Here is a 21,328-nt window from a genome sequence, read left to right as displayed (position 1 = left end):
CGGAGGCCGGCGCAGCCGCGCGAAGCTTGTGAGGCGCCCCGGCGCCGATCCCGCGAGCGGGGCGTCGGGGAGTCGGTCGACTGGACGGTCATCACGACGGACGGCACCTGGTCCTCGCACTGGGAGCACTCGATCGCTCTGACGGAGGAGGGCCCCTTGGTCCTCACGTCCCCGGACGGTGGCAAGGCGAAGCTGGCGGAGCTCGGTGTCACGGCGGCGCCTGATCCGTTGGGGTAGAGGCGGTGCCGGGGGGCTTAGAAATCTTCCGGGTAGGGCAGAATCCTCGGATTCGTCTTTCCGGGGGTGCTGACGTAGACTGACTCGTCGGCTCTCGTGTATCTGCATGTCCGCATGCGTGGCGAGAGTCGATCAAGGTAGTCGATTCGAAGGGCGAAGCGTGGCCAAGAAGCAAGGTGCCATCGAGATCGAAGGCACTGTCGTCGAGTCTCTTCCGAACGCCATGTTCAGGGTGGAGCTCCAGAACGGCCACCAGGTCCTGGCTCACATCAGCGGCAAGATGCGTATGCACTACATCCGCATCCTCCCTGACGACCGGGTCGTGGTGGAGCTGTCTCCGTACGACCTGACGCGTGGCCGGATCGTCTACCGGTACAAGTAGATCTTGCCCGGTCCCGCTTCCCGCGGGAGCGCCGGCAACTGACCCGGAGAACCTCACCCATGAAGGTCAAGCCGAGCGTCAAGAAGATCTGCGACAAGTGCAGGGTGATCCGCCGTCACGGTCGGGTCATGGTCATCTGCGACAACCCGCGCCACAAGCAGCGCCAGGGCTGACGCACGACTGACTGCAGTTCGCAGAGTTTCGCGCGACGCACGCAACACATCGAGTACATATGCAGGGCCCGCCGGCAGTGGACACATTCCTGACCACTGTGGCGACACCTTCGGTCGGAGGCCGGGGACCACGCCGTGCCGAACCGCTGACAGCGGGGACGGCGGCGGGGAGTGGCTCTGCTGCAGACCTCCGAAAATCAACAGGAGCCATGAATGGCACGCGTTGAAGGCGTTGACCTCCCGCGCGACAAGCGCATCGAGGTTGCCCTCACCTACGTGTTCGGCATCGGCCGTACGCGCGCCCAGCTCACGCTGGACACCGTCGGTGTGGACCGCAACACCCGCGTTCGCGACCTGAGCGAGGAAGACCTCGTCAAGATCCGCGAGTACGTGGACCAGAACTTCCAGACCGAGGGTGACCTCCGTCGCGAGATCCAGGCCGACATCCGCCGCAAGGTCGAGATCGGCTGCTACCAGGGTCTGCGCCACCGTCGTGGTCTGCCGGTCCGCGGTCAGCGCACCAGCACGAACGCCCGCACCCGCAAGGGCCCGCGTCGCGCCATCGCCGGCAAGAAGAAGCCGGGCAAGAAGTAGTCCTCAGCGGACGCTTTTCAGCGGTCTTCGCTGTAGGACCGACCACCTCCCGTAGGAGAACGACATGCCCCCCAAGGGACGTCAGGGCGCTGCCAAGAAGGTGCGCCGCAAGGAAAAGAAGAACGTCGCTCACGGCCACGCGCACATCAAGAGCACGTTCAACAACACGATCGTGTCCATCACGGACCCGACCGGCAACGTGATCTCGTGGGCCTCCGCCGGCCACGTCGGCTTCAAGGGCTCCCGCAAGTCCACGCCGTTCGCCGCGCAGATGGCCGCCGAGTCGGCTGCCCGTCGCGCGCAGGAGCACGGCATGCGCAAGGTCGACGTCTTCGTCAAGGGCCCGGGTTCCGGTCGCGAGACCGCCATCCGCTCGCTCCAGGCGACCGGCCTCGAGGTCGGCTCGATCCAGGACGTCACGCCGACCCCGCACAACGGCTGCCGCCCGCCCAAGCGTCGTCGCGTCTGACCCCGGTCAGTCACGCAGACCGCTCGGTCTGAGGTTCGCGGGCGGTACGGCTCTTCGGGGCGGTGCCGCCCGTACCCTTGCTGTATCTCAGGGCATCAAATAGTGGGTGCCCCTGAACTGAAGGACTCGTTTTCATGCTGATCGCTCAGCGTCCCTCGTTGACCGAAGAGGTCGTCGACGAATTCCGCTCCCGGTTCGTGATCGAGCCGCTGGAGCCGGGCTTCGGCTACACCCTCGGCAACTCGCTCCGCCGTACGCTCCTGTCCTCGATCCCGGGTGCGGCGGTCACGTCGATCCGTATCGACGGTGTCCTGCACGAGTTCACCACCGTGCCGGGCGTCAAGGAGGACGTCACCGACCTGATCCTCAACATCAAGCAGCTGGTCGTCTCCTCGGAGCACGACGAGCCGGTCGTGATGTACCTGCGCAAGCAGGGCCCGGGTCTGGTCACCGCCGCCGACATCGCGCCCCCGGCCGGTGTCGAGGTGCACAACCCCGACCTGGTCCTCGCCACGCTCAACGGCAAGGGCAAGCTGGAGATGGAGCTGACCGTCGAGCGCGGTCGCGGCTACGTCTCCGCCGTGCAGAACAAGCAGGTGGGTCAGGAGATCGGGCGCATCCCGGTCGACTCGATCTACTCGCCGGTCCTCAAGGTGACGTACAAGGTCGAGGCCACGCGTGTCGAGCAGCGCACCGACTTCGACAAGCTGATCGTCGACGTCGAGACCAAGCAGGCCATGCGTCCCCGCGACGCCATGGCGTCGGCCGGCAAGACGCTGGTCGAGCTGTTCGGTCTGGCGCGCGAGCTGAACGTCGACGCCGAGGGCATCGACATGGGTCCCTCGCCGACGGACGCCGCGCTCGCGGCGGACCTCGCGCTCCCGATCGAGGAGCTCGAGCTCACCGTCCGCTCCTACAACTGCCTCAAGCGTGAGGGCATCCACTCCGTGGGTGAACTGGTGGCGCGCTCCGAGGCCGACCTGCTCGACATCCGCAACTTCGGTGCGAAGTCGATCGACGAGGTCAAGGCGAAGCTGCACGGTATGGGCCTCGCCCTGAAGGACTCGCCTCCCGGGTTCGACCCGACCGCGGCGGCGGACGCCTTCGGCGCCGACGACGACGCGGACGCCGGGTTCGTGGAGACCGAGCAGTACTAGATTGATTGTGGCTGCGGTCCGGTCGTGGTGACCGGTCGCGCAGTTCCCCGCGCCTCTGGTGAGGCGCGGGCCACTGACCCCGGTACCTGATACGGCCGGGGCAGACACCAAGGAGAAACACCATGCCGAAGCCCACCAAGGGTGCCCGTCTGGGCGGCAGCGCCGCGCACGAGAAGCTGCTCCTCGCGAACCTCGCGAAGTCGCTCTTCGAGCACGGCAAGATCACGACGACCGAGGCCAAGGCCCGTCGTCTGCGTCCGTACGCGGAGCGTCTGGTCACCAAGGCGAAGAAGGGCGACCTTCACAACCGCCGTCAGGTGCTCCAGGTGATCACGGACAAGAGCGTCGTCCACACGCTCTTCACCGAGATCGGCCCGCGCTACGAGAACCGTCCGGGTGGTTACACCCGTATCACCAAGATCGGTAACCGCCGTGGCGACAACGCGCCCATGGCCGTCATCGAGCTGGTCGAGGCCCTGACGGTCGCGCAGCAGGCCACCGGTGAGGCCGAGGCCGCCACCAAGCGGTCCGCCAAGGACGCCGAGGCCGCCGCTCCGGCAGCCGAGGTCGTCGAGGACGCGAAGCCGGCTGCCGCCGAGGAGTCGAAGGACGCCTAGTCGTCCACCGGGGACTGCTCTGTGAGCGGCTGCGGCTTCGTCGTGGCTGGTCGCGCAGTTCCCCGCGCCCCTGCGGGCTGCGTCTTAGCGGGCCCGTTCCTTCACGGAGCGGGCCCGCTTCGCGTTGTTGAGAGGATCTACGGGTGAGTGACGAAGTGGCGGACGGGTTGGTGCGGGTGCGGCTCGATCTGTCGTACGACGGTGCCGACTTCTCGGGGTGGGCCAAGCAGGCCGGCGGGCGGCGGACCGTGCAGGGGGAGATCGAGGACGCGCTGCGCACGGTGACGCGGTCCGGCGGGACCACGTACGAGCTGACCGTGGCCGGGCGGACCGACTCCGGGGTGCACGCGCGCGGGCAGGTGGCGCACGTGGACCTGCCCGCGGAGGTGTGGGCCGAGCACCGGGAGAAGCTGCTGAAGCGGCTGGCCGGGCGGTTGCCGAAGGATGTGCGGGTGTGGTCGGTGGGGGAGGCGCCGGGGGGGTTCAACGCGCGGTTCGCCGCGCTGTGGCGGCGCTACATCTACCGGGTCGGTGATCTCCCCGGTGGCGTGGACCCGCTGCTGCGGGGTCATGTGCTGTGGCACGACTGGGAGTTGGACGTCGCGGCGATGGACGCCGCCGCCAAGTCCCTCATCGGGGAACACGACTTCGCCGCGTACGCGAAGAAGCGGGAGGGCGCGACGACGATCCGGGAGATCCTCGACTTCGGGGTGGAGCGGCGGACCGACGGCGTCATCGAGATCGAGGTCCGCGCGGACGCCTTCTGCTACAACCAGGTGCGGTCCATGGTGGGCGCGCTGTTGTTCGTCGGGGACGGGCACCGGGGCGTCGAGTGGCCGCGGAAGGTGCTCGACGCGGGGGTGCGGGACAGCGCTGTGCATGTGGTGCGGCCGCACGGGCTGACGTTGGAGGAAGTGGCCTACCCCGCCGACGCGTTGCTGAGCGAGCGGGCCCGGCAGGCCCGGCGGGTCAGGGTCCGGGGGCAGTGAACGCCCCCGGCCGGGCCGGACTTTCCGACCGCCTCAGGCCTTGTCCAGGATCTCCTTCAGGGCCGGCTTGAGGAACGGCTTCAGGGTCTTCGAGTACGACGACGTGATGTGGCTGTTGTCGAAGTAGACGACCTGGTCGCCGATGACGGACGGGCAGACGTCCGCCGCGCAGAAGGCGGGCGTCGTGTCGATGATCTCGGCGCCGTGCCGCGCGGCGACGTCCCGCTCCATGGCACGGAAGTCCGTGTACTCCAGCGCCTGCCACTGCTTGCGGTTGCACGGGGTGATGTCGTCGAGGTGCGTGGCCAGGCAGTCGGGAACATTCTGGCCGGGCTGCGGAGTGTCCGTCATGAAGACCAGGCGGGCGCCCACTTCCGCGAAGACCTTGAACGCGGCTTCGGCGCCGTCCCTGTTGGCCTCCTGGCGGGCGCGGTCGGCGATGACCAGGACGTCCGGCTTGAGCTTCTTCAGCTCGTCGAAGGCTGTCTGCCGCCAGCTGTCGCACTCGGTGTACTCGCGGTTCAGCTGCGGGTTGTTGATGTGGTAGATCTGCGGCGAACAGCCGCCCTTGGAGATCGTCACGATCCGGACGCCGAGTTCCCTGCCGATCTCGTGGTAGACGTCGTTCCACTGCCAGGCGTGTGAATCGCCCATCAGGACAAGGGTCTTGCTGCCCTTCGGGGCACCGATGACGCAGGCGTCGCGCAGGGTGAACTTCTTGACGTCGAAGTTGTCGATGCAGCCGTGCCGGGCCGAGTTCTTGGGTGTCTTCTGCAGCGCTCCCTGCACGGTGGCGGAGAGTTCGGTGCGGTAGACGGATTCCTCCACCGACGCCTGGCTGGTGTAGCCGGCCGCGGCCGCGCCGGACGTGGCGGTGGCCAGGTTCAGCGGGACGAGCGCGGCGAGGGCCATCGCGCCGGCGGTGCCCGCGGTGGCGAACCCGCCGGTGAAGACGCCCTTCCAGGGGCGGGCGATCAGCGAGACGGCCTTCTTGAGCTTGCGCTCCAGGGCGTAGTGCAGCAGGCAGGCCAGCAGGAACGACAGGACGACGACGCGCATCCGCTCCGAGAACGTGAACTCGCGGTCGACTATGGAGGGCCAGAGCACGAGCAGGGGCCAGTGCGTCAGGTACCAGCCGTAGCTGACGTTGCCGATGAAGTCGAGGACGGGGTTGTCGAGCAGCCGCTCCGCGCCGAACCGCGGGTCGGCGCAGCCGCCGGCGATGACCAGGACGGCGCCGGTGACCGGGCCGGCCACGGCGTAGCCCGGCAGCGGGGTCTCCGCGGTGATGAGCAGCGCCGTGCCGATCGCGGTGGCCAGCCCCAGCCAGGACAGGACCGCGGCGAACCCCTGGTTCATGCGGGAGACGTACGGCGCCAGCAGCGCGAGCAGCACGCCGCAGGTGATCTCCCATATCCGGGTGTGGGTGGAGAAGTAGGCGAGCGGCTGGTCCGTCGGCGTGTTCGACCAGCCGAGATAGAACGAGCCGCCGATGACGGCCATGAGGAAGAGGCCGACGAGGACCCGGTTGCGGAAGACCAGGCGGCTGATCCAGGCCACCGCGACCAGGGTGATCGGCGCGGCGATGTAGAACTGCTCCTCGATGCCCAGGGACCAGAAGTGCTGGTACGGGGACTGGGAGCCGTCGTTGGCGAAGTAGTCGGTGCCGTTCTCGACCAGGCGCCAGTTCAGGAAGCTGAGCGAGGCAGCCAGGCCGTCCTCGACGTAGCCGTGGAACTTCAGCGGGCTGCCGTACATCCAGGCCGCGATGCCCGTGGCGACGATGACGACGGCCATCGGCAGCGTGAGGCGCCGGAAGCGGCGCGCCCAGAACTTGGTCAGTGAGACCTTGCCGGTCTTCTCGATCTCGGCGAAGAGCTGGCCGCCGATCAGGAAGCCGCTGAGCACGAAACTCACGTCCACGCCACCGTGGATGTCGACGATGCCGCAGTGCATGGCGACGACCATCATGATGGCGACGGCACGCAGGCCCTGGATGTCCGGGCGGTACTTGCGCAGGCGTTCGGGGTGCGCGGCCGGTGCGTGCTGGGCGGCGGCCGGGGAGCGGTGGCGGGACATGTCTCTCCAGTAACGAGCGGTCAGTGGACGGTCGAGCAGGCGGTGGCCGTCCCGCTGACGCGTACTCCCTGGGCGGGGATGCGGATGCCGCACGACAGCCGCAGCTGGGCGGGGAGTTCGTTGTCCGCGCCGATGTGGGCGTGGCAGCCCACGACCGTCTCCCGCAGCAGTGAGTCGCCGCCGATCGTGGAGTCGTGGTCGACCACGGAGTCGTGGAGCCGTGCGCCCGCGCCGACCGTGACGCCGGCGCCGATGATGGACCGGTCGACGACGGCGCCCGGGCCGATGACGGCGCCCGGGCCGATCGTCGATCCACCGGTGACGAGGGCGCCCGGGTCGATGACCGCGGTCGGGTGGATCAGTGCGTCGCCCGCCGGGCCGACCAGCGGTGAGGTCGCCGCCCCCGTGACCAGGTCGGCTGAGCCGTGCACGAAGGCGAGCGGGGTGCCGAGGTCGCGCCAGTATCCACGGGTGATGTGGCCGAGGACCCGGTGGCCCGTGGCCACGAGACCGGGGAAGGTCTCTTGTTCGACGGAGACCTCGCGGTCGCCCGGGATCGCGTCGAGGACGGCGCGCCGGAAGACGTAGCAGCCCGCGTTGATCTGGTCGGTGACGATCTCCTCGGCCGTCCTGGGCTTCTCCAGGAAGGACAGGACCCGGCCGTCCTCGGCGGTCGGGACCAGGCCGAAGGCGCGGGGGTCGGGGACGCGGGTGAGGTGGAGCGTCACGTCGGCCGCGCGGCGGCGGTGCTCGCCGAGGATCGCCCGCAGGTCGAGGCCGGAGAGGATGTCGCCGTTGAGGACGAGGACGGCGTCGTCGGGGCCGCCGCGCAGCAGTCGGCCCGCGTTGCGGATGGCGCCGCCGGTGCCGAGCGGGACCTCCTCGACCGCGTAGGAGATGTCGAGGGACTCGCCGAAGTCCTTGAACTCCTCCTCGAAGAGGCTCGCGAGGTAGGAGGTCGCGAAGACGACGTGGGTGACGCCCGCGTCCATCAGCTTGGCGATCTGGTGCCGGATGAAGGAGGTGCCCGCGACGCCGAGGAGCGGCTTCGGGGTGTGGTTGGTCAGGGGGCGCAGGCGCGTGCCCTTGCCGCCCACCAAAATGATGGCTTCTTGCATGGTTGCCTCGCTCGGTCAGCTGGTGGAGTCGGCCCCGGGGCCTGCGTAGTCAGAGGTGAAGCAGGACTTGACGGCCTTCTCCGTCTGGGGCCGGCCGGCGAAGTCCAGGCGGGAGGCGTGCTTGTCGTCCGGTGGGGTGTTGGGGTCGTCGTCGAACCAGATCGACCACCAGTAGACGCCCTGCATCCTGCGCTGCCGCACGACCTGGCAGACGGCGGTGTACCAGTTGGCCTGCACCTTCGGGTTGACGGCCCGCTTGGTGTAGAAGTCGCCGGGCGCCTTGTAGGCGCCGTCCATGGCGCCGATGCCGGCTTCGGCGAGGGTGATGTTCGGCAGCGGTCCCTTCGCCTTCTTGTCGAGCCAGGTGTTCCAGCCGTCGACCAGGGCCGATACCGGCGCGGTGTCGGGCACCTCGACGGGGAAGTAGGAGTCGACGCCGAGGTGGCTGACCGGCATGTCGATGTGGCCGCCGACGTAGTTGTCCCAGTTGGCGTCGTAGGCGACCTCACTGGACGTCGCCTTCTCGGCGAACGAGACGAGCGGTTTCCAGCCCGGGTCGCCCTCCAGCGAGTTGAGCTCGGTGCCGACGACGAAGGTGTCGGTCTTCGTCTCGTGGGCGGTCTTGAGGTACGGGGTGAGGAACTTCTGGTACGAGGCGAACCACGCGGAGCGGGAGGCGGGTTCGATGTTGCCGCGCCAGCCGGTCGGCGGGTTCAGGGTCGCCTCGTCCATGGTCGGCCGGAGCGTGGTGCGCAGCCCCGCCTCCTTGAAGACGCGCAGGACGATGCCGACGCGCTCTGCGGAGGGCGTCTTGGCGCCGGCCCGCAGGGTGTTGGAGGCCGGGCCCGCGGTGGAGAAGGGGAAGGAGAGGGAGGCCGAGTTGGCGCCCAGACCGATGAGGTACGTGGCCTGCTTGTGGGCCTGCGCCTCGATGAACGCGTCGGACCGCTGCTTGGGCTCCTCCTCCCAGTAGAACTGCACGCCCCACTGGGGCATGCCTTCCTTCCAGGGCTCGGCGACCTTGGTGGGGTCGGCGGCGGGGGCGGCGGTGCCGGCGGCGTGGGTGGGCGCGGTGGCGGGGGTGTTCCGGTCGGCCTCGTGGCCGCTCTGCTCCGGCGCGTCGCCCTGGACGATCCTGGGTACCGCGGAGCCGGACGTCCACCGCACCGGGTGGTCGCCGAGCACGAAGGGGGTGCCGATCACCACGGCGAGCACGGTCGCCGGGAAAAGGGCGAGCAGGGGCAGTCGTGAGCGCATGTCAGTGTTCTTCCGGGGGTCAGGCGGGCTTGGCGATCACGACGAACTTGTTCTCCTCGCGGCGCACGAACTTCAGGAATCCGCGCAGGCCGCCGACCCCTTCGAGGACCGAGAAGACGGGGATGAGCGCCGTCACGACGATCGGCTCCCACCACTTGCGCCGGCCGCTGAGCGAGGCGAGTGCGTTGAGCCGCAGCCCTTCCCAGTACGTCCAGATGACGTAGGCGAAGTTGAGTGCCCACAGGATGACCACGGACTGCGTCACCGGCGAGGTGTTCATGTCGTTGAAGAGCCAGCCGATGAGGAGCACGGCTCCGATGTGCTGCAGCGGTCCGAGGATCCACGTGGTGACGCAGACCGAGAGGAACCACCGGTAGCGCAGGGGTACGGCGCGGTTGAAGCAGAGGGCGACCAGGCCCCAGGCCCAGCGCTCGCGCTGTTTGATGAAGTCGGCCGCGTTGGCGGGGGATGCGCCGTAGCAGCGGCCGTTGAACCAGTCGCTGCGGCCCGGGTACTTGCGGCAGAACGTCAGGGCGAGCCGGGCGTCCTCGACGATCTCCTTGGGGCCGAAGTCCCAGCCGATCTCGGCCTCGATGGACGCGCGCAGCACCAGCAGTTCGCCGTGGACTCCGGCGGCCGGGGTGCCCATGCCGGTCAGGGCCCGGAAGCGGGCGATGTCATCGGCCGGACGTACCGCGTCGGCGAGCCAGGTGAAGAGGGAGACCGCGTTCTCCCGGGGGTAGGTGAGGATGCCCTGGGCCATGTGCTTGGCCTCGTCGGGGTGGGCGCGGCGCTGCCGGTTGATGAACTGGGCGAGCGAGGTGGCGGTGTCGGGACCGACACCGGTGTCGTCGTCCATGTGCAGCACCCACACGTACTCCAGCGCCTCGCCCTCGGCGATGCGCAGTTCGTGCGCGTAGTGGTTGGCGCGGGCCTTGAAGCGGGTGCCGTTCGCCGGGACGTAGTCCTTGGGCACGGTGACCACGCGCATCAGCGGGTGGGCGGCCGCCAGGGCGTCGATCCGCTCGGCGGCCTCGCAGCCCTCCTCGGTGAGGATGTCGACCCGCATGTAGGGGAAGTACTCCGGCAGATGCTTGACGTAGGAGAGCACCGAGCGTTCGAGGGCCGGGTAGGTGTCGTGCCGGCCGATGGTCGGGCACAGGGCGATCAGGAAGTCCTGGTCCGCGGGGGCGGGCGGCGTCATGCGGTCGCTCTTGCGGGCGCGGCGGCGGATCAGGACGGCGCCCTGGATGCCGACGAGGACCCCGGCGGCCGGCAGGGACCAGACCACCGTCAGGATCCAGCTCATCAAGGAGGAGCTGGGACGGTACGTCCAGAGCCCGAAGAGGACGAGCACGATGAACGGTACGAGGAAGGGCAGGATCGCCGGCCTCCACGAGGCCGTGCGTCTGGCCAGTTTCTGAGCGTGCCGCGACTGCGGCACGCTCCCGTCGACGATGGTCGCCATGACGACTTCGGACCCCCCATGGATCGGCTGTGCGTCGAGGCGACAGCGGATCCATGGACGTGCCGCGACGCACGACTGGGTCGCGGCATGGTTCCGGTCGAGCCGTTGGCCCCCCCAACGCCTTCACTGGCGCGTCGACCGCTGGTGCCGCAGAAACCCCCCCAGGCCCTGACGCAGCAAGTCGAACAGAGGCAATTATCTGCACAGGATTCTCAAATTTGAAACGCGTTGTGATGAAGTTGTGTTGAAACGTCATCTACATCACTGTCGCTTCAGGGCGGAGTCAGGCCGGCTTCAGGCCGTGGGCAGTGCGCCCCAGTCGTAGTTGGCCGTCGCGCTCGGCCCGCCGGTGAGGACGCGGGGAACGTCATAGGTCCGGCGCACGTCGGACGGCCTGTTCTTGTGCTCGTTGCTGCTGACGTTGTCCCAGGTGAGTCCCTGGTACCAGACCTCCGTCCACGTTCTGCCCTGGAACGGCGTCGCCGGGCTCCTTCCCGGCGGCTTGGTGCCGTGGTGGTCGCCGTACGAGGCGTTGTACCGCTCGTTGTGCAGCTCGACGTGCTGGCCGATGACGGTGCGGGTGCGCCCGTGGCTGCGGGCGTCGTCGGCGCATGCGCACGGTCGTGTCCCTCTTCGATGCGGCGGTCAGCCGCCGGGGGGACGGCCGGGTCCATGGCGGCCCCGGCCCGCGGGCGTGGTCTGCGGGTCTCCCGTGCGCGTGGTGTCGCGCGCGCCGTGCGGGGTCAGCTCCGTGCGGCCGCCGACGCCTGGGTCTCGCCGCGGCGCTTGATCTGCTGGAACGTGTGCTCCTGGAGGCCGTCGCCGAGGGCGTACAGGGTGGTGTCCTGCTTGGTGGCGTCCGTGCCGTTGGTGCGGCCGCCGTTGGTGAAGTACGCGTAGCGGCCCACGGAGTTCGCCGTCTGGCGGCAGACCGTGGTGCGGCAGAAGGTGGGGACCCCGGAGCCGGGCAGCGAGAGCACCGCGCCGTCGAAGTCGTACTGGTCCTTGGCGCGGGCCGCCGCGGCCTTGGTGTCGAAGACGGCGACGCCGATGGTCACGGCCGCGCCGTCCTTGGAGTAGGTCGCGCGGATGACCTGGGTGCAGCCGTTCTTCTTCAGGACCCCGGCCAGGCCCTTCGTGCCGACGGAGGCGCAGTTCGTCGTGCGGGCCGTCGCGCCCTTCTTGTACGTGCTGCCGCTGAGCGTCAGCGACGGGCCGGGGAAGAGGGTGTCCGCGCTGAGCGGCGCCCTGTCCTTGGCCGCGCTGTCGATGAAGTCGTTCGGGTCGAGCGGGGGCGCCACCGAGGTCTCCGCGAAGGAGGGGCCCGGGGTGCGGTCGGCGCTGGGGATGTCCGCGGTGTCCGGCAGCTGGTCGGCCGGCTTGTTCGCGGCCTCGCTGTCGCCGTTCGCGGAGACGATGCCCCAGGCGACGGCCGAGCCGACCGCGACGGTGGCGAGGACGGCCCCGCCGATCAGGATCCAGCGCTTCTTGCGCGCGCGGGCCTCCGAGGCCTCGGCCAGTGCCGCCCAGTCCGGCGCGCCCGTACTGTCACCCGACCCCCACGGGGGTCCCCCCTGCCCGAAACTCATGGGGCGCATCTTAGACGCCCGGTTCCGGGCCGTGGGAGGGAGGCGTTTTGACCCGTCCGGGGCCGCGCGGGTAGTCTGCCTAGTCGTTATGTGTATGGCCTCGCTCATTCTCAGATGAGGAGTCCGTGCACGGGTTCCCTGGAGCAGTTACCAGTGGGCGGCATACGGGCGCTGAACCCGGCACTGTCGTCCCCAGCTGCACGATCGCTTCAGTGATGCCATGTTTCAGCACCCATCCACTGAAGAAGAAGGCTGCTAAGTGCGTACGTACAGCCCTAAGCCCGGCGATGTGACTCGCCAGTGGCACGTCATCGACGCGCAGGACATCGTCCTGGGCCGTCTGGCCACCACTGCCGCGAACCTCCTCCGTGGCAAGCACAAGCCGACCTATGCCCCGCACATGGACATGGGCGACTTCGTCATCATCATCAACGCCGACAAGGTTCACCTGTCCGGCAACAAGAAGACCCAGAAGATGGCGTACCGCCACTCCGGCTACCCGGGCGGTCTGCGCTCCGTGCGCTACGACGACCTCCTGGCGAACAACCCGGAGAAGGCCGTCGAGAAGGCCATCAAGGGCATGATCCCCAAGAACACCCTGGGCCGTCAGATGCTCTCCAAGCTGAAGGTCTACTCGGGCGACCAGCACCCGCACGCTGCCCAGCAGCCGGTGCCGTTCGAGATCACCCAGGTCGCGCAGTAGTTCCGGCCACACCCCCAAAGACAGAAAAGAATCTGAGGAGCATCGTGGCCGAGACCACTGCCGAGACGCCGGTCGAAGAGACCGAGATCGTCGACGTCGAGAGCTACACCACCGAGTCGGACGCGCCTGTCGAGGGCGAGTACACCTCGGAGTCCAACCCCGCCCGCTTCGGTGACCCGCAGCCGGCCGCCGGCCTGGGCCGCCGCAAGAACGCCATCGCGCGTGTGCGCATCGTGCCCGGCACGGGCAAGTGGAAGGTCAACGGGCGCACGCTCGAGGACTACTTCCCGAACAAGGTGCACCAGCAGGAAGTCAACGAGCCCTTCAAGGTGCTCGAGCTCGACGGCCGCTACGACGTCATCGCCCGCATCGCGGGTGGCGGCGTCTCCGGCCAGGCCGGTGCCCTGCGCCTCGGCGTGGCCCGCGCGCTGAACGAGGCGGACGTGGACAACAACCGCCCGGCGCTCAAGAAGGCCGGTTACCTCAAGCGTGACGACCGTGCGGTCGAGCGCAAGAAGGCCGGTCTCAAGAAGGCCCGCAAGGCCCCGCAGTACAGCAAGCGCTAAATCGCTGCCTGCTTGTCTTTTCCTGTTCGCCCCGGCGGCACGTTCCGTGCCGCCGGGGCGTTCGGCTTATGGATGACGTGAAGTTTCGGAGGACAACAAGTGGGACGACTCTTCGGCACCGACGGTGTGCGCGGTGTGGCCAACGCGGATCTGACCGCCGAGCTGGCGCTCGGACTCTCCGTGGCCGCGGCGCACGTGCTCGGTGAGGCGGGCACCTTCGCGGGGCACCGCCCGGTCGCGGTCGTCGGTCGCGACCCGCGGGCCTCGGGCGAGTTCCTGGAGGCCGCCGTCGTCGCGGGCCTGGCCAGCGCCGGTGTCGATGTGCTGCGCGTCGGCGTGCTGCCCACCCCCGCGGTGGCGTTCCTCACCGGTGCGCTCGGAGCCGACCTCGGCGTGATGCTCTCCGCGAGCCACAACGCGATGCCGGACAACGGCATCAAGATCCTCGCCCGGGGCGGCCACAAACTGGACGACGCCCTGGAGGACCGCATCGAGGAGGTCTACGAGCAGCACCGCACCGGCGCGCCGTGGGACCGCCCGACCGGCTCCGGCGTCGGCCGCGTGAAGTCGTACGAAGAGGGCTTCGACCAGTACGTCGCCCACCTGCTCGGGGTGCTGCCGAACCGGCTCGACGGGCTGAAGATCGTCCTCGACGAGGCGCACGGCGCCGCGTCCCGCGTCTCGCCCGCGGCGTTCGCCGCGGCCGGCGCCGAGGTCGTCACGATTGGCGCCGAGCCGGACGGGCTCAACATCAACGACGGCTGCGGCTCGACCCACCTGGACCTGCTGAAGGCCGCCGTCGTCGAGCACGGGGCCGACTTCGGCATCGCGCACGACGGGGACGCCGACCGGTGCCTCGCCGTGGACCACACCGGCTCCGAGGTGGACGGCGACCAGATCATGGCCGTCATCGCCCTCGCGATGCGCGAGCGCGGCGCCCTGCGCGCGGACACCGTCGTCGCCACCGTCATGTCGAACCTCGGCTTCAAGCTGGCCATGGAGCGCGCGGGCATCACCTGCGTGCAGACCGCGGTCGGCGACCGGTACGTCCTGGAGGCCATGAAGAGCGAGGGCTACGCGCTGGGCGGCGAGCAGTCCGGCCACGTCATCGTGCTGGACCACGCGACGACCGGCGACGGCACGCTGACCGGGCTGCTGCTCGCCGCGCGGGTCGCGCAGACCGGCCGGAGCCTGAAGGACCTGGCCTCCGTCATGGAGCGGCTGCCGCAGGTCCTGATCAACGTGCCGGACGTGGACAAGGACCGGGTGACCACCTCCGCCGAGCTGACCGGGGCCGTCGAGGACGCCGAGCGGGAGCTGGGCGCCACCGGCCGGGTGCTGCTGCGCCCCTCCGGCACCGAGCCGCTGGTGCGCGTGATGGTCGAGGCCGCCGACATCGAGCAGGCGCGGGCCGTGGCGCAGCGCCTGGCCGACGTCGTGAAGTCGGCGCTCGGCTAGGACGGCGTACGTGTGCGGCCCCGCCCGGATCTCTTCCGGGCGGGGCCGCACACGTGTCCGGGGCGCTCAGAGCTTGCGCAGCCGCAGCCGCTGCACCTTGTGGTCGGCTCCCTTGCGGATGACGAGGCCGGCGCGGGCGCGCGTGGGGGCGACGTTCTCCAACAGGTTGACCTGGTTGATCGTGCTCCAGATCGTGCGCGCGTACTCCAGCGCCTCCTCCTCCGAGACCTGCGTGTACTTGCGGAAGTACGACGACGGGTCCTGGAAGGCGGTGGCGCGCAGCTTGCGGAAGCGGTTGAGGTACCAGCGCTCGATGTCCTCGGCGCGCGCGTCCACGTACACGCTGAAGTCGAAGTAGTCGGCGAGGCCCACCCGGGTGCGGCCGTCCTTGCCGGGCAGCGCGGGCTGGAGCACGTTGATGCCCTCGACGATGAGGATGTCGGGGCGGCGCACCGTGAGTTTCTGGTCCGGCACGATGTCGTAGATGAGGTGGGAGTAGACGGGGGCCGTCACCTCGTCCTTGCCGGCCTTGATGTCGGCGACGAACCGGGTCAGCGCGCGCCGGTCGTAGGACTCGGGGAAGCCCTTGCGGGCCATCAGGCCGCGGGCCTGGAGCTCCTTGGTGGGCAGCAGGAAGCCGTCGGTGGTGACGCGCTCCACGCGCGGGTGCTCGGGCCACCGGGAGAGCAGCGCCTGGAGCAGGCGGGCGACCGTGGACTTGCCGACCGCCACCGAACCCGCGACCCCTATGACGAAGGGGGTGCCGGCCTGGGAGGCCTTCTCGCCGGTGTCGCCGAGGAAGGTGTTCACGGCGTTGCGCAGGCCGTCGGTGGCGCCGACGTACAGGTTGAGCAGGCGGGAGAGCGGCAGGTAGATGTCACGGACCTCGTCGAGGTCGATCACGTCGCCGAGACCGCGCAGCCGCTCCACCTCGTCGGCGGTCAGCGGCAGGGGCGTCTTGTCACGCAGGGCACTCCACTCGGATCGGGTGAGGTCGACGTAGGGAGTCGCCTCCGGCTTGTGCCGGTGGGCGCTCCGGGAGGTCGAGTGCAGGGGCTCGGAGACCGGAGAGATCACAGTCCATTGTTACGGCTGTATGGACAGCGCGGGGGGTGGGGTGCGTCACGGGTGCGTCCCGCGGGGGCGCCGGGCGGATGCCGACGGCCGTGACCCCCCCGCGAGCGGGTACGCGTCTGCGCGCGACCCTCACGGCTGCGGCACAGCTATGGACCAGCTGTGAAGGGGGCGGTACGTTCCGGTGAACCCGTGGGGTACGGCCGTGCCTCCGGGGCGGGAGGGAACGTCCATGTCCAACATCTCTGTGTTCCGCGTGCCCGGCTTCGCGCGGCGGCGGGCCGGCGGCGGGCGAGTCGCCGACGACTGGGCCGGGCACGTCCGCAGCGAGCTGGCGCTCGACCTGCCCGACGAGGACATCGGCGAGGACCTCGACGACTGCCTCGACCTCTACGAGATGGGCAGCAAGCCGCGGTGCGAGGAGGTCGAGTACCTCGGGCTCGTGCGGGACGCGCGGGACCGGCTCCTGCGGGGGCGCGGATCCAAACCCTAGGCTGCCGCTCATGTGCGGAATTGTGGGATATGTAGGTTCACAGCCGGCCCTCGACGTCGTCCTGGCCGGGCTGCGGCGGCTGGAGTACCGCGGCTACGACTCGGCCGGGGTGGCCGTGGTCGCCGACGGGTCGCTGGCCGCCGTGAAGAAGGCCGGCAAGCTCGCCAACCTGGAGAAGGCCCTGGTGGACCGGGTGCTGCCGCCCGCCTCCACCGGCATCGGCCACACTCGCTGGGCCACCCACGGCGGGCCCACGGACGACAACGCGCACCCGCATCTGGACGCCGCGGGCCGGATCGCCGTCGTCCACAACGGCATCATCGAGAACTTCGCCGAGCTGCGCGCCGAGCTGACCGAGGGCGGCTGCGTGCTCGCCTCGGAGACGGACACCGAGGTGGTGGCGCACCTGCTGGCGCAGGAGTACGCCACCGACGGCGACCTGGCGGCGGCGATGCGCGCGGTGTGCGGCCGGCTCGAAGGAGCGTTCACGCTGGTGGCGGCGCACGCGGAGCTGCCGGACGTGGTGGTGGGGGCGCGCCGGAACTCGCCGCTGGTGGTGGGGGTCGGCGAGGGCGAGGCGTTCCTCGCCTCGGACGTCGCGGCCTTCATCGAACACACCCGCTCGGCGATCGAACTCGGCCAGGACCAGGTCGTCGAGGTGCGCCCGGACGGGGTGACGGTGACCGACTTCGAGGGGCGGCCCGCCGAGGTGCGCCGCTACCACGTCGACTGGGACGCCTCGGCCGCCGAGAAGGGCGGCTACGACTACTTCATGCTCAAGGAGATCGCGGAGCAGCCGAAGGCCGTGGCGGACACGCTGCTCGGCCGGATCGGCGCCGGCGGCCAGCTCACCCTGGACGAGCTGCGCATCCCCGCGCAGGTCCTGAAGATGGTCGACAAGGTCGTGATCGTGGCGTGCGGGACGGCCTTCCACGCCGGTCTGATCGCCAAGTACGCCATCGAGCACTGGACGCGCATCCCGTGCGAGGTGGAGCTGGCCAGCGAGTTCCGCTACCGGGACCCGATCCTGGACGCCCGCTCGCTGGTCGTCGCGATCTCCCAGTCCGGCGAGACCATGGACACCCTGATGGCGCTGCGGCACGCGCGCGAGCAGGGCGCGACGTGCCTGGCGATCTGCAACACGAACGGTTCGACGATCCCGCGCGAGTCGGACGCGGTGCTGTACACGCACGCGGGCCCGGAGGTCGCGGTCGCCTCGACCAAGGCGTTCCTGACGCAGCTCGTCGCCTGCTACCTGGTGGCGCTGTACCTGGGGCAGGTGCGCGGCACCAAGTGGGCCGACGAGATCCTCGCTGTCGTACGGGACCTGTCGCGGATCGGCGAGGAGGTCGAACGGGTCCTGGAGACGATGGAACCGGTGCGGGAACTGGCCCGGTCGCTGGCCGGCCACGACACGGTGCTCTTCCTGGGCCGGCACGTCGGCTACCCCGTGGCCCTGGAGGGCGCCCTGAAGCTCAAGGAGCTGGCGTACATGCACGCCGAGGGGTTCGCGGCCGGGGAGCTGAAGCACGGGCCGATCGCGCTGATCGAGGAGGGCGTGCCGGTGGTCGTCGTCGTCCCGCCGTCCCGGGGCCGGTCCGTCCTGCACGACAAGATGGTCTCCAACATCCAGGAGATCCGGGCGCGCGGTGCGCTGACCATCGTCATCGCGGAGGAGGGCGACGAGGCGGTCGTTCCCTACGCCGACCACCTGGTCCGGGTACCGGCCACGCCGACGCTGCTGCAGCCGCTGGTGGCGACGGTGCCGCTCCAGGTCTTCGCCTGCGAGCTGGCGACCGCCCGGGGCAACGAGGTGGACCAGCCGCGGAACCTGGCCAAGTCGGTGACGGTGGAGTGACCCGGCCGGTCGCCGGGGGCGCGCCGTAGGGTGCCCGCATGAGCATCATCGGGGTCGGTATCGACGTGGCAGAGATCGAGCGGTTCGCGGCGTCGCTGGAGCGGACGCCCGGGATGGCCGGGCGGCTGTTCCTGCCGGACGAGCTGCTGCTGCCCAGCGGGGAGCGGCGCGGGGTGGCCTCCCTGGCGGCCCGGTTCGCCGCGAAGGAGGCCGTCGCCAAGGCGCTGGGAGCGCCGGCGGGGCTGCGGTGGACCGATGCGGAGGTGTATGTGGAGGCCAGTGGGCAGCCGCGGTTGCGGGTGTCCGGGACGGTGGCTGCGCGGGCGGCGGAGTTGGGGGTGGCGGGGTTTCATGTGTCGCTCAGCCACGATGCGGGGGTCGCTTCCGCTGTGGTGGTGGCCGAGGGGTAGGGGGCGGGTCCTTGTCCAGTGCGGCTGGGTCGGGCTGTTCTGCGCAGTTCCCCGCGCCCCTGAAAGGCGCACTGCGTGCGCCCCGTTTGTCTGCACGTCCGGTGGGGGCTGGTCGCGCAGTTCCCCGCGCCCCTGAGATGCGCACTTCGTGCGCTATCTCATCGGGCCCCTGAGGCTGCGGCGGAGCCGCATGCCTTGAGGGGCGCGGGGAACTGCGCGAGAAGCCCCACCGGCGGGTGGTCGCCGAACGGACGGGGATGGGCACATGGTTGCGCGACCGCCCGCTCCAGCCGGCCCGCACAGTCCCGCCCCGCACAAGCCCCGCACCAAGGCCCCGCAGGCCCCCGCTAGGACCCCGCCACCCCCCGCCAGACCCCCCGCACGGCCGCCGCCACATCTTGCGCAGACACCGGCGCCCCCCGAGCCGCCTCCCGGGCGGCAAGCCCGTGCAGGTACGCCCCGACGGACGCCGCGTCGACCCCCCGCAGCCCCGCCGCGAGCAACGACCCCGTGAGCCCCGAGAGGACGTCCCCGCTGCCGGCGGTGGCCAGCCACGGCGTGCCCGTGGGGTTGACCCGGACCGCGGCGCGGCCGGGCGACGCGACCAGGGTCGTCGACCCCTTGAGCAGCACCGTCGCCCCGTACCGCTCCGCCAGCTCCCGCACCGACGCGAGGCGCCGCGACTCGACCCGTGCGCGGTCGCAGCCGAGGAGCGCCGCCGCCTCCCCGGCGTGCGGGGTCAGGACGGTGGGCGCCGTGCGGCCCCGTACCGCCGCGGGGTCCGCGAGCCGCAGGCCGTCCGCGTCGATGAGGACCGGGACGTCCGACGCCAGGACGTCCGCCATGCCCGCCTTGTCGTCGCCGAGGCCCGGGCCGATCACCCAGGCCTGGACGCGCCCCGCCCGGGCCGGCGGCCCCGCCGACACGAGGACCTCCGGGAAGCGGGCGATCACCGCGTCCGCGGCGGGGCCCACGTACCGGACCGCGCCCGCCCCGCCGTGCAGCGCCCCGGCCGTGGCCAGGACGGCCGCGCCCGGGTAGCGCTGAGAGCCCGCCACGACGCCGACCACGCCGCGCTGGTACTTGTCGCTCTCACCGGTGGGGCGGGGCAGCAGCGCCGCCACGTCGTCGTGCTGGAGGGCCTCGATCGCCGGGGCGTCGGGGCCGCCGTCGGGCGCGGGCAGTTCGAGGCCGATGTCCACCAGGCGCAGCGCCCCCGCGTACTCGTGTGCCGGATCCACCAGCAGCCCCGGCTTGTACGCGCCGAAGGTGACCGTCGCGTCCGCCCGTACCGCGTCACCCCGCACCTCCCCGGTGTCCGCGTCGACGCCGCTCGGCAGGTCCACGGCGACCGTGCGGGCCCGCGACTCCCGTGCCAGCGCGGCGAGTTCGGCCGCGCGCGGGCGCAGGCCGCCCTTGCCGCCGATGCCCACGACGCCGTCCACGACGAGGTCGGCGCGGGCCACGGCTCGCGCGGCGGCCTCGGACTGCGCGTCGAGGACGGTGCCGCCGGCCGCGCGCAGCGCCGCGAGGCCGCCCGCGTGGGTCCGCTCCGGCGACAGGAGCAGGGCCGTGACGCCCGCACCGCGCCGGGCGATTCTGGCGCCCGCGTACAGGGCGTCGCCGCCGTTGTCCCCGGAGCCGGTCAGCAGGGCGACCCGGGCCCCGTAGACCTTGCCCAGGAGGTCGGCGCAGGCCGCGGCGAGCCCGGCCGCCGCCCGCTGCATCAGTGCTCCGTCGGGCAGCCGCGCCATCAGCGCGCGTTCGGCGGCCCGGATGGTCTCCACGTCGTAGGCAGTGCGCATGTCATCGAGTCTCCCCCAAGAGGTGCGCGCGCAGCAGCCCGGCCGTCTCGGCGGGGTGCGTGGACCAGCCGTTGTGCGCGCCGGGGAACTCCGCGAGGGGCAGCCCGAGCCGCTCGGCGACGAGCGCCGCCGGGCGGTGCGGCAGGTGCCCGCGCGTCCGGGCGCCCGCAGCCAGGGTCAGCCGGGCGACCATCGTCTGTAGGCGGGTGGTCATCGCTCTCAACCACTCTGTGGGTCGGGCCAGTTGGTGAGGGCCACGTGCAGCGCCTGCACCGCGCTCTCCCAGCTCGCCCCGGCCTCCCGCCGATGGCGGAAGCCGCCCGCGAGTTCGATGCTGACGAACCCGTGGAACGTGCTGCGCAGCAGCCGGCCCGCGTCGGTCAGTGCCGGTTCGGCCAGGTCGTACCCCTGGAGCAGGGCGTAGGTGCAGGTGAGGTTCGCGCGCAGGCGGGGGTGGGTCTCGTAGACGGACGGGTCGAGGTCCTGCTGCTGGGTCGCCGCGTACCGGCCGGGGTGGGCGAGGGCGAAGGCGCGGTAGGCGTCGGCGAAGGCGACGAGCGCGTCGCGGCCCGCCCGGCCCGCGAGGGCCTGCGCGCTCCGGTCGGCGAGGTCGAGGCCGGCCAGCACCGCGACCCGGACGCGCAGGTCGGAGACGCCCTTGACGTGCGCGTACAGGCTCGCGTCCGTCACGCCGAACCCGCGCGCGAGCGCCGCGACGGTGATGTGCTCGAACCCGACGGCGTCCGCGAGGTCGGCGGCGGCGGCGACCACGCGCTCCGTGGTCAGCCCGGCTCTGGCCATCATGCGTGCCTCACTCCGAATCCCAGCTCGT

General features: G+C 70.7%; 22 protein-coding genes and 1 pseudogene. 14 read left to right on the top strand and 9 right to left on the bottom strand.

The genetic code is table 11. From position 1 onward, the window contains the following. The 8 genes and pseudogenes from ACIBW6_RS05410 to truA all read left to right on the top strand — a co-directional run. Positions 1–237, top strand: a pseudogene (locus tag ACIBW6_RS05410) (hypothetical protein); the annotation flags it as partial. A 160-nt stretch (positions 238–397) separates the two neighbouring features. Next, positions 398–619 (top strand): translation initiation factor IF-1, encoded by a 222-nt coding sequence (infA, locus tag ACIBW6_RS05405; RefSeq protein WP_004927214.1) that lies wholly within the window; start codon positions 398–400, stop codon positions 617–619. A gap of 59 nt (positions 620–678) precedes the next feature. Next, complete coding sequence (gene rpmJ, locus ACIBW6_RS05400; protein WP_003974245.1) at positions 679–792, top strand: 50S ribosomal protein L36; 114 nt, start codon at positions 679–681, stop codon at positions 790–792. A gap of 213 nt (positions 793–1,005) precedes the next feature. Then, positions 1,006–1,386 carry a 30S ribosomal protein S13 gene (gene rpsM, locus ACIBW6_RS05395; protein ID WP_399056910.1) on the top strand — a complete coding sequence of 127 codons (381 nt, stop codon included), beginning with the start codon at positions 1,006–1,008 and terminating at the stop codon, positions 1,384–1,386. Positions 1,387–1,450: 64 nt separating this feature from the next. Continuing rightward, positions 1,451–1,855 carry a 30S ribosomal protein S11 gene (rpsK, locus tag ACIBW6_RS05390; RefSeq protein ID WP_003948617.1) on the top strand — a complete coding sequence of 135 codons (405 nt, stop codon included), beginning with the start codon at positions 1,451–1,453 and terminating at the stop codon, positions 1,853–1,855. Positions 1,856–1,989: 134 nt separating this feature from the next. Further along, on the top strand, positions 1,990–3,012 hold the full coding sequence (locus ACIBW6_RS05385) for a DNA-directed RNA polymerase subunit alpha (protein ID WP_399056908.1): 1,023 nt from the start codon (positions 1,990–1,992) through the stop codon (positions 3,010–3,012). 122 nt (positions 3,013–3,134) lie between these two features. Further along, positions 3,135–3,629 carry a 50S ribosomal protein L17 gene (gene rplQ / locus ACIBW6_RS05380; RefSeq protein ID WP_399056906.1) on the top strand — a complete coding sequence of 165 codons (495 nt, stop codon included), beginning with the start codon at positions 3,135–3,137 and terminating at the stop codon, positions 3,627–3,629. A 143-nt stretch (positions 3,630–3,772) separates the two neighbouring features. Continuing rightward, on the top strand, positions 3,773–4,618 hold the full coding sequence (truA, locus tag ACIBW6_RS05375; protein ID WP_399056903.1) for a tRNA pseudouridine(38-40) synthase TruA: 846 nt from the start codon (positions 3,773–3,775) through the stop codon (positions 4,616–4,618). 33 nt (positions 4,619–4,651) lie between these two features. On the opposite strand, the gene ACIBW6_RS05370 is transcribed toward truA, so the two are convergent. The 5 genes from ACIBW6_RS05370 to ACIBW6_RS05350 all read right to left on the bottom strand — a co-directional run bounded on the left by ACIBW6_RS05370 (position 4,652) and on the right by ACIBW6_RS05350 (position 12,129). Beyond that, positions 4,652–6,697 (bottom strand): acyltransferase family protein, encoded by a 2,046-nt coding sequence (locus ACIBW6_RS05370; protein ID WP_399056901.1) that lies wholly within the window; start codon positions 6,695–6,697, stop codon positions 4,652–4,654. A gap of 20 nt (positions 6,698–6,717) precedes the next feature. Continuing rightward, entirely contained in the window at positions 6,718–7,815 is a 1,098-nt protein-coding gene (locus tag ACIBW6_RS05365) for a sugar phosphate nucleotidyltransferase (protein ID WP_399056899.1), read from the bottom strand. Positions 7,816–7,830: 15 nt separating this feature from the next. Then, positions 7,831–9,072 (bottom strand): glycoside hydrolase family 113, encoded by a 1,242-nt coding sequence (locus ACIBW6_RS05360; RefSeq protein WP_399056896.1) that lies wholly within the window; start codon positions 9,070–9,072, stop codon positions 7,831–7,833. 19 nt (positions 9,073–9,091) lie between these two features. Beyond that, positions 9,092–10,540: a glycosyltransferase family 2 protein gene (locus ACIBW6_RS05355; RefSeq protein WP_399056894.1), complete on the bottom strand. Its 1,449-nt coding sequence runs from the start codon at positions 10,538–10,540 to the stop codon at positions 9,092–9,094. 743 nt (positions 10,541–11,283) lie between these two features. Then, entirely contained in the window at positions 11,284–12,129 is an 846-nt protein-coding gene (locus ACIBW6_RS05350; protein ID WP_399056892.1) for a hypothetical protein, read from the bottom strand. Positions 12,130–12,388: 259 nt separating this feature from the next. On the opposite strand from ACIBW6_RS05350, the gene rplM reads away from it, so the two are divergent. From rplM to glmM, 3 genes are all read left to right on the top strand, one after another. Then, positions 12,389–12,832, top strand: coding sequence for a 50S ribosomal protein L13 (gene rplM / locus ACIBW6_RS05345; RefSeq protein WP_324767608.1), 444 nt, complete (start codon positions 12,389–12,391; stop codon positions 12,830–12,832). A gap of 44 nt (positions 12,833–12,876) precedes the next feature. Next, positions 12,877–13,398 (top strand): 30S ribosomal protein S9, encoded by a 522-nt coding sequence (gene rpsI / locus ACIBW6_RS05340; RefSeq protein WP_399056889.1) that lies wholly within the window; start codon positions 12,877–12,879, stop codon positions 13,396–13,398. Positions 13,399–13,497: 99 nt separating this feature from the next. Further along, positions 13,498–14,856, top strand: coding sequence for a phosphoglucosamine mutase (gene glmM / locus ACIBW6_RS05335; protein ID WP_399056887.1), 1,359 nt, complete (start codon positions 13,498–13,500; stop codon positions 14,854–14,856). Between the two features lie 66 nt (positions 14,857–14,922). On the opposite strand, the gene coaA is transcribed toward glmM, so the two are convergent. Then, positions 14,923–15,933 carry a type I pantothenate kinase gene (gene coaA / locus ACIBW6_RS05330; protein ID WP_399056885.1) on the bottom strand — a complete coding sequence of 337 codons (1,011 nt, stop codon included), beginning with the start codon at positions 15,931–15,933 and terminating at the stop codon, positions 14,923–14,925. Positions 15,934–16,162: 229 nt separating this feature from the next. On the opposite strand from coaA, the gene ACIBW6_RS05325 reads away from it, so the two are divergent. The 3 genes from ACIBW6_RS05325 to ACIBW6_RS05315 are packed head-to-tail and all read left to right on the top strand — an operon-like array spanning position 16,163 to position 18,691. Next, a complete protein-coding gene (locus tag ACIBW6_RS05325; RefSeq protein WP_399056882.1) occupies positions 16,163–16,423 on the top strand; it encodes a hypothetical protein in 261 nt (86 codons plus the stop codon). 10 nt (positions 16,424–16,433) lie between these two features. Then, the gene (glmS, locus tag ACIBW6_RS05320) at positions 16,434–18,281 is read left to right on the top strand and encodes a glutamine--fructose-6-phosphate transaminase (isomerizing) (RefSeq protein ID WP_399056880.1); all 1,848 of its coding nucleotides are present in this window, start codon (positions 16,434–16,436) and stop codon (positions 18,279–18,281) included. 38 nt (positions 18,282–18,319) lie between these two features. Then, positions 18,320–18,691 carry a holo-ACP synthase gene (locus ACIBW6_RS05315; protein WP_399056878.1) on the top strand — a complete coding sequence of 124 codons (372 nt, stop codon included), beginning with the start codon at positions 18,320–18,322 and terminating at the stop codon, positions 18,689–18,691. A 347-nt stretch (positions 18,692–19,038) separates the two neighbouring features. Here the strand turns inward: ACIBW6_RS05315 and ACIBW6_RS05310 are convergent, their stop codons facing one another. From ACIBW6_RS05310 to ACIBW6_RS05300, 3 genes are read right to left on the bottom strand one after another with little or no spacing between them, the layout of a single operon-like run. Continuing rightward, a complete protein-coding gene (locus ACIBW6_RS05310) occupies positions 19,039–20,496 on the bottom strand; it encodes an NAD(P)H-hydrate dehydratase (protein WP_399056876.1) in 1,458 nt (485 codons plus the stop codon). 1 nt (position 20,497) lies between these two features. Then, entirely contained in the window at positions 20,498–20,710 is a 213-nt protein-coding gene (locus ACIBW6_RS05305) for a hypothetical protein (RefSeq protein WP_399056874.1), read from the bottom strand. Positions 20,711–20,715: 5 nt separating this feature from the next. After that, positions 20,716–21,297 (bottom strand): TetR-like C-terminal domain-containing protein, encoded by a 582-nt coding sequence (locus ACIBW6_RS05300; protein ID WP_399057683.1) that lies wholly within the window; start codon positions 21,295–21,297, stop codon positions 20,716–20,718. Positions 21,298–21,328 lie beyond the last annotated feature (31 nt).

Source organism: Streptomyces sp. NPDC049813, assembly GCF_044465085.1.
Taxonomy (GTDB): domain Bacteria; phylum Actinomycetota; class Actinomycetes; order Streptomycetales; family Streptomycetaceae; genus Streptomyces.
Note: the sequence above shows the minus strand (reverse complement) of the source record. Positions and strands in the feature narration are given on the sequence as shown.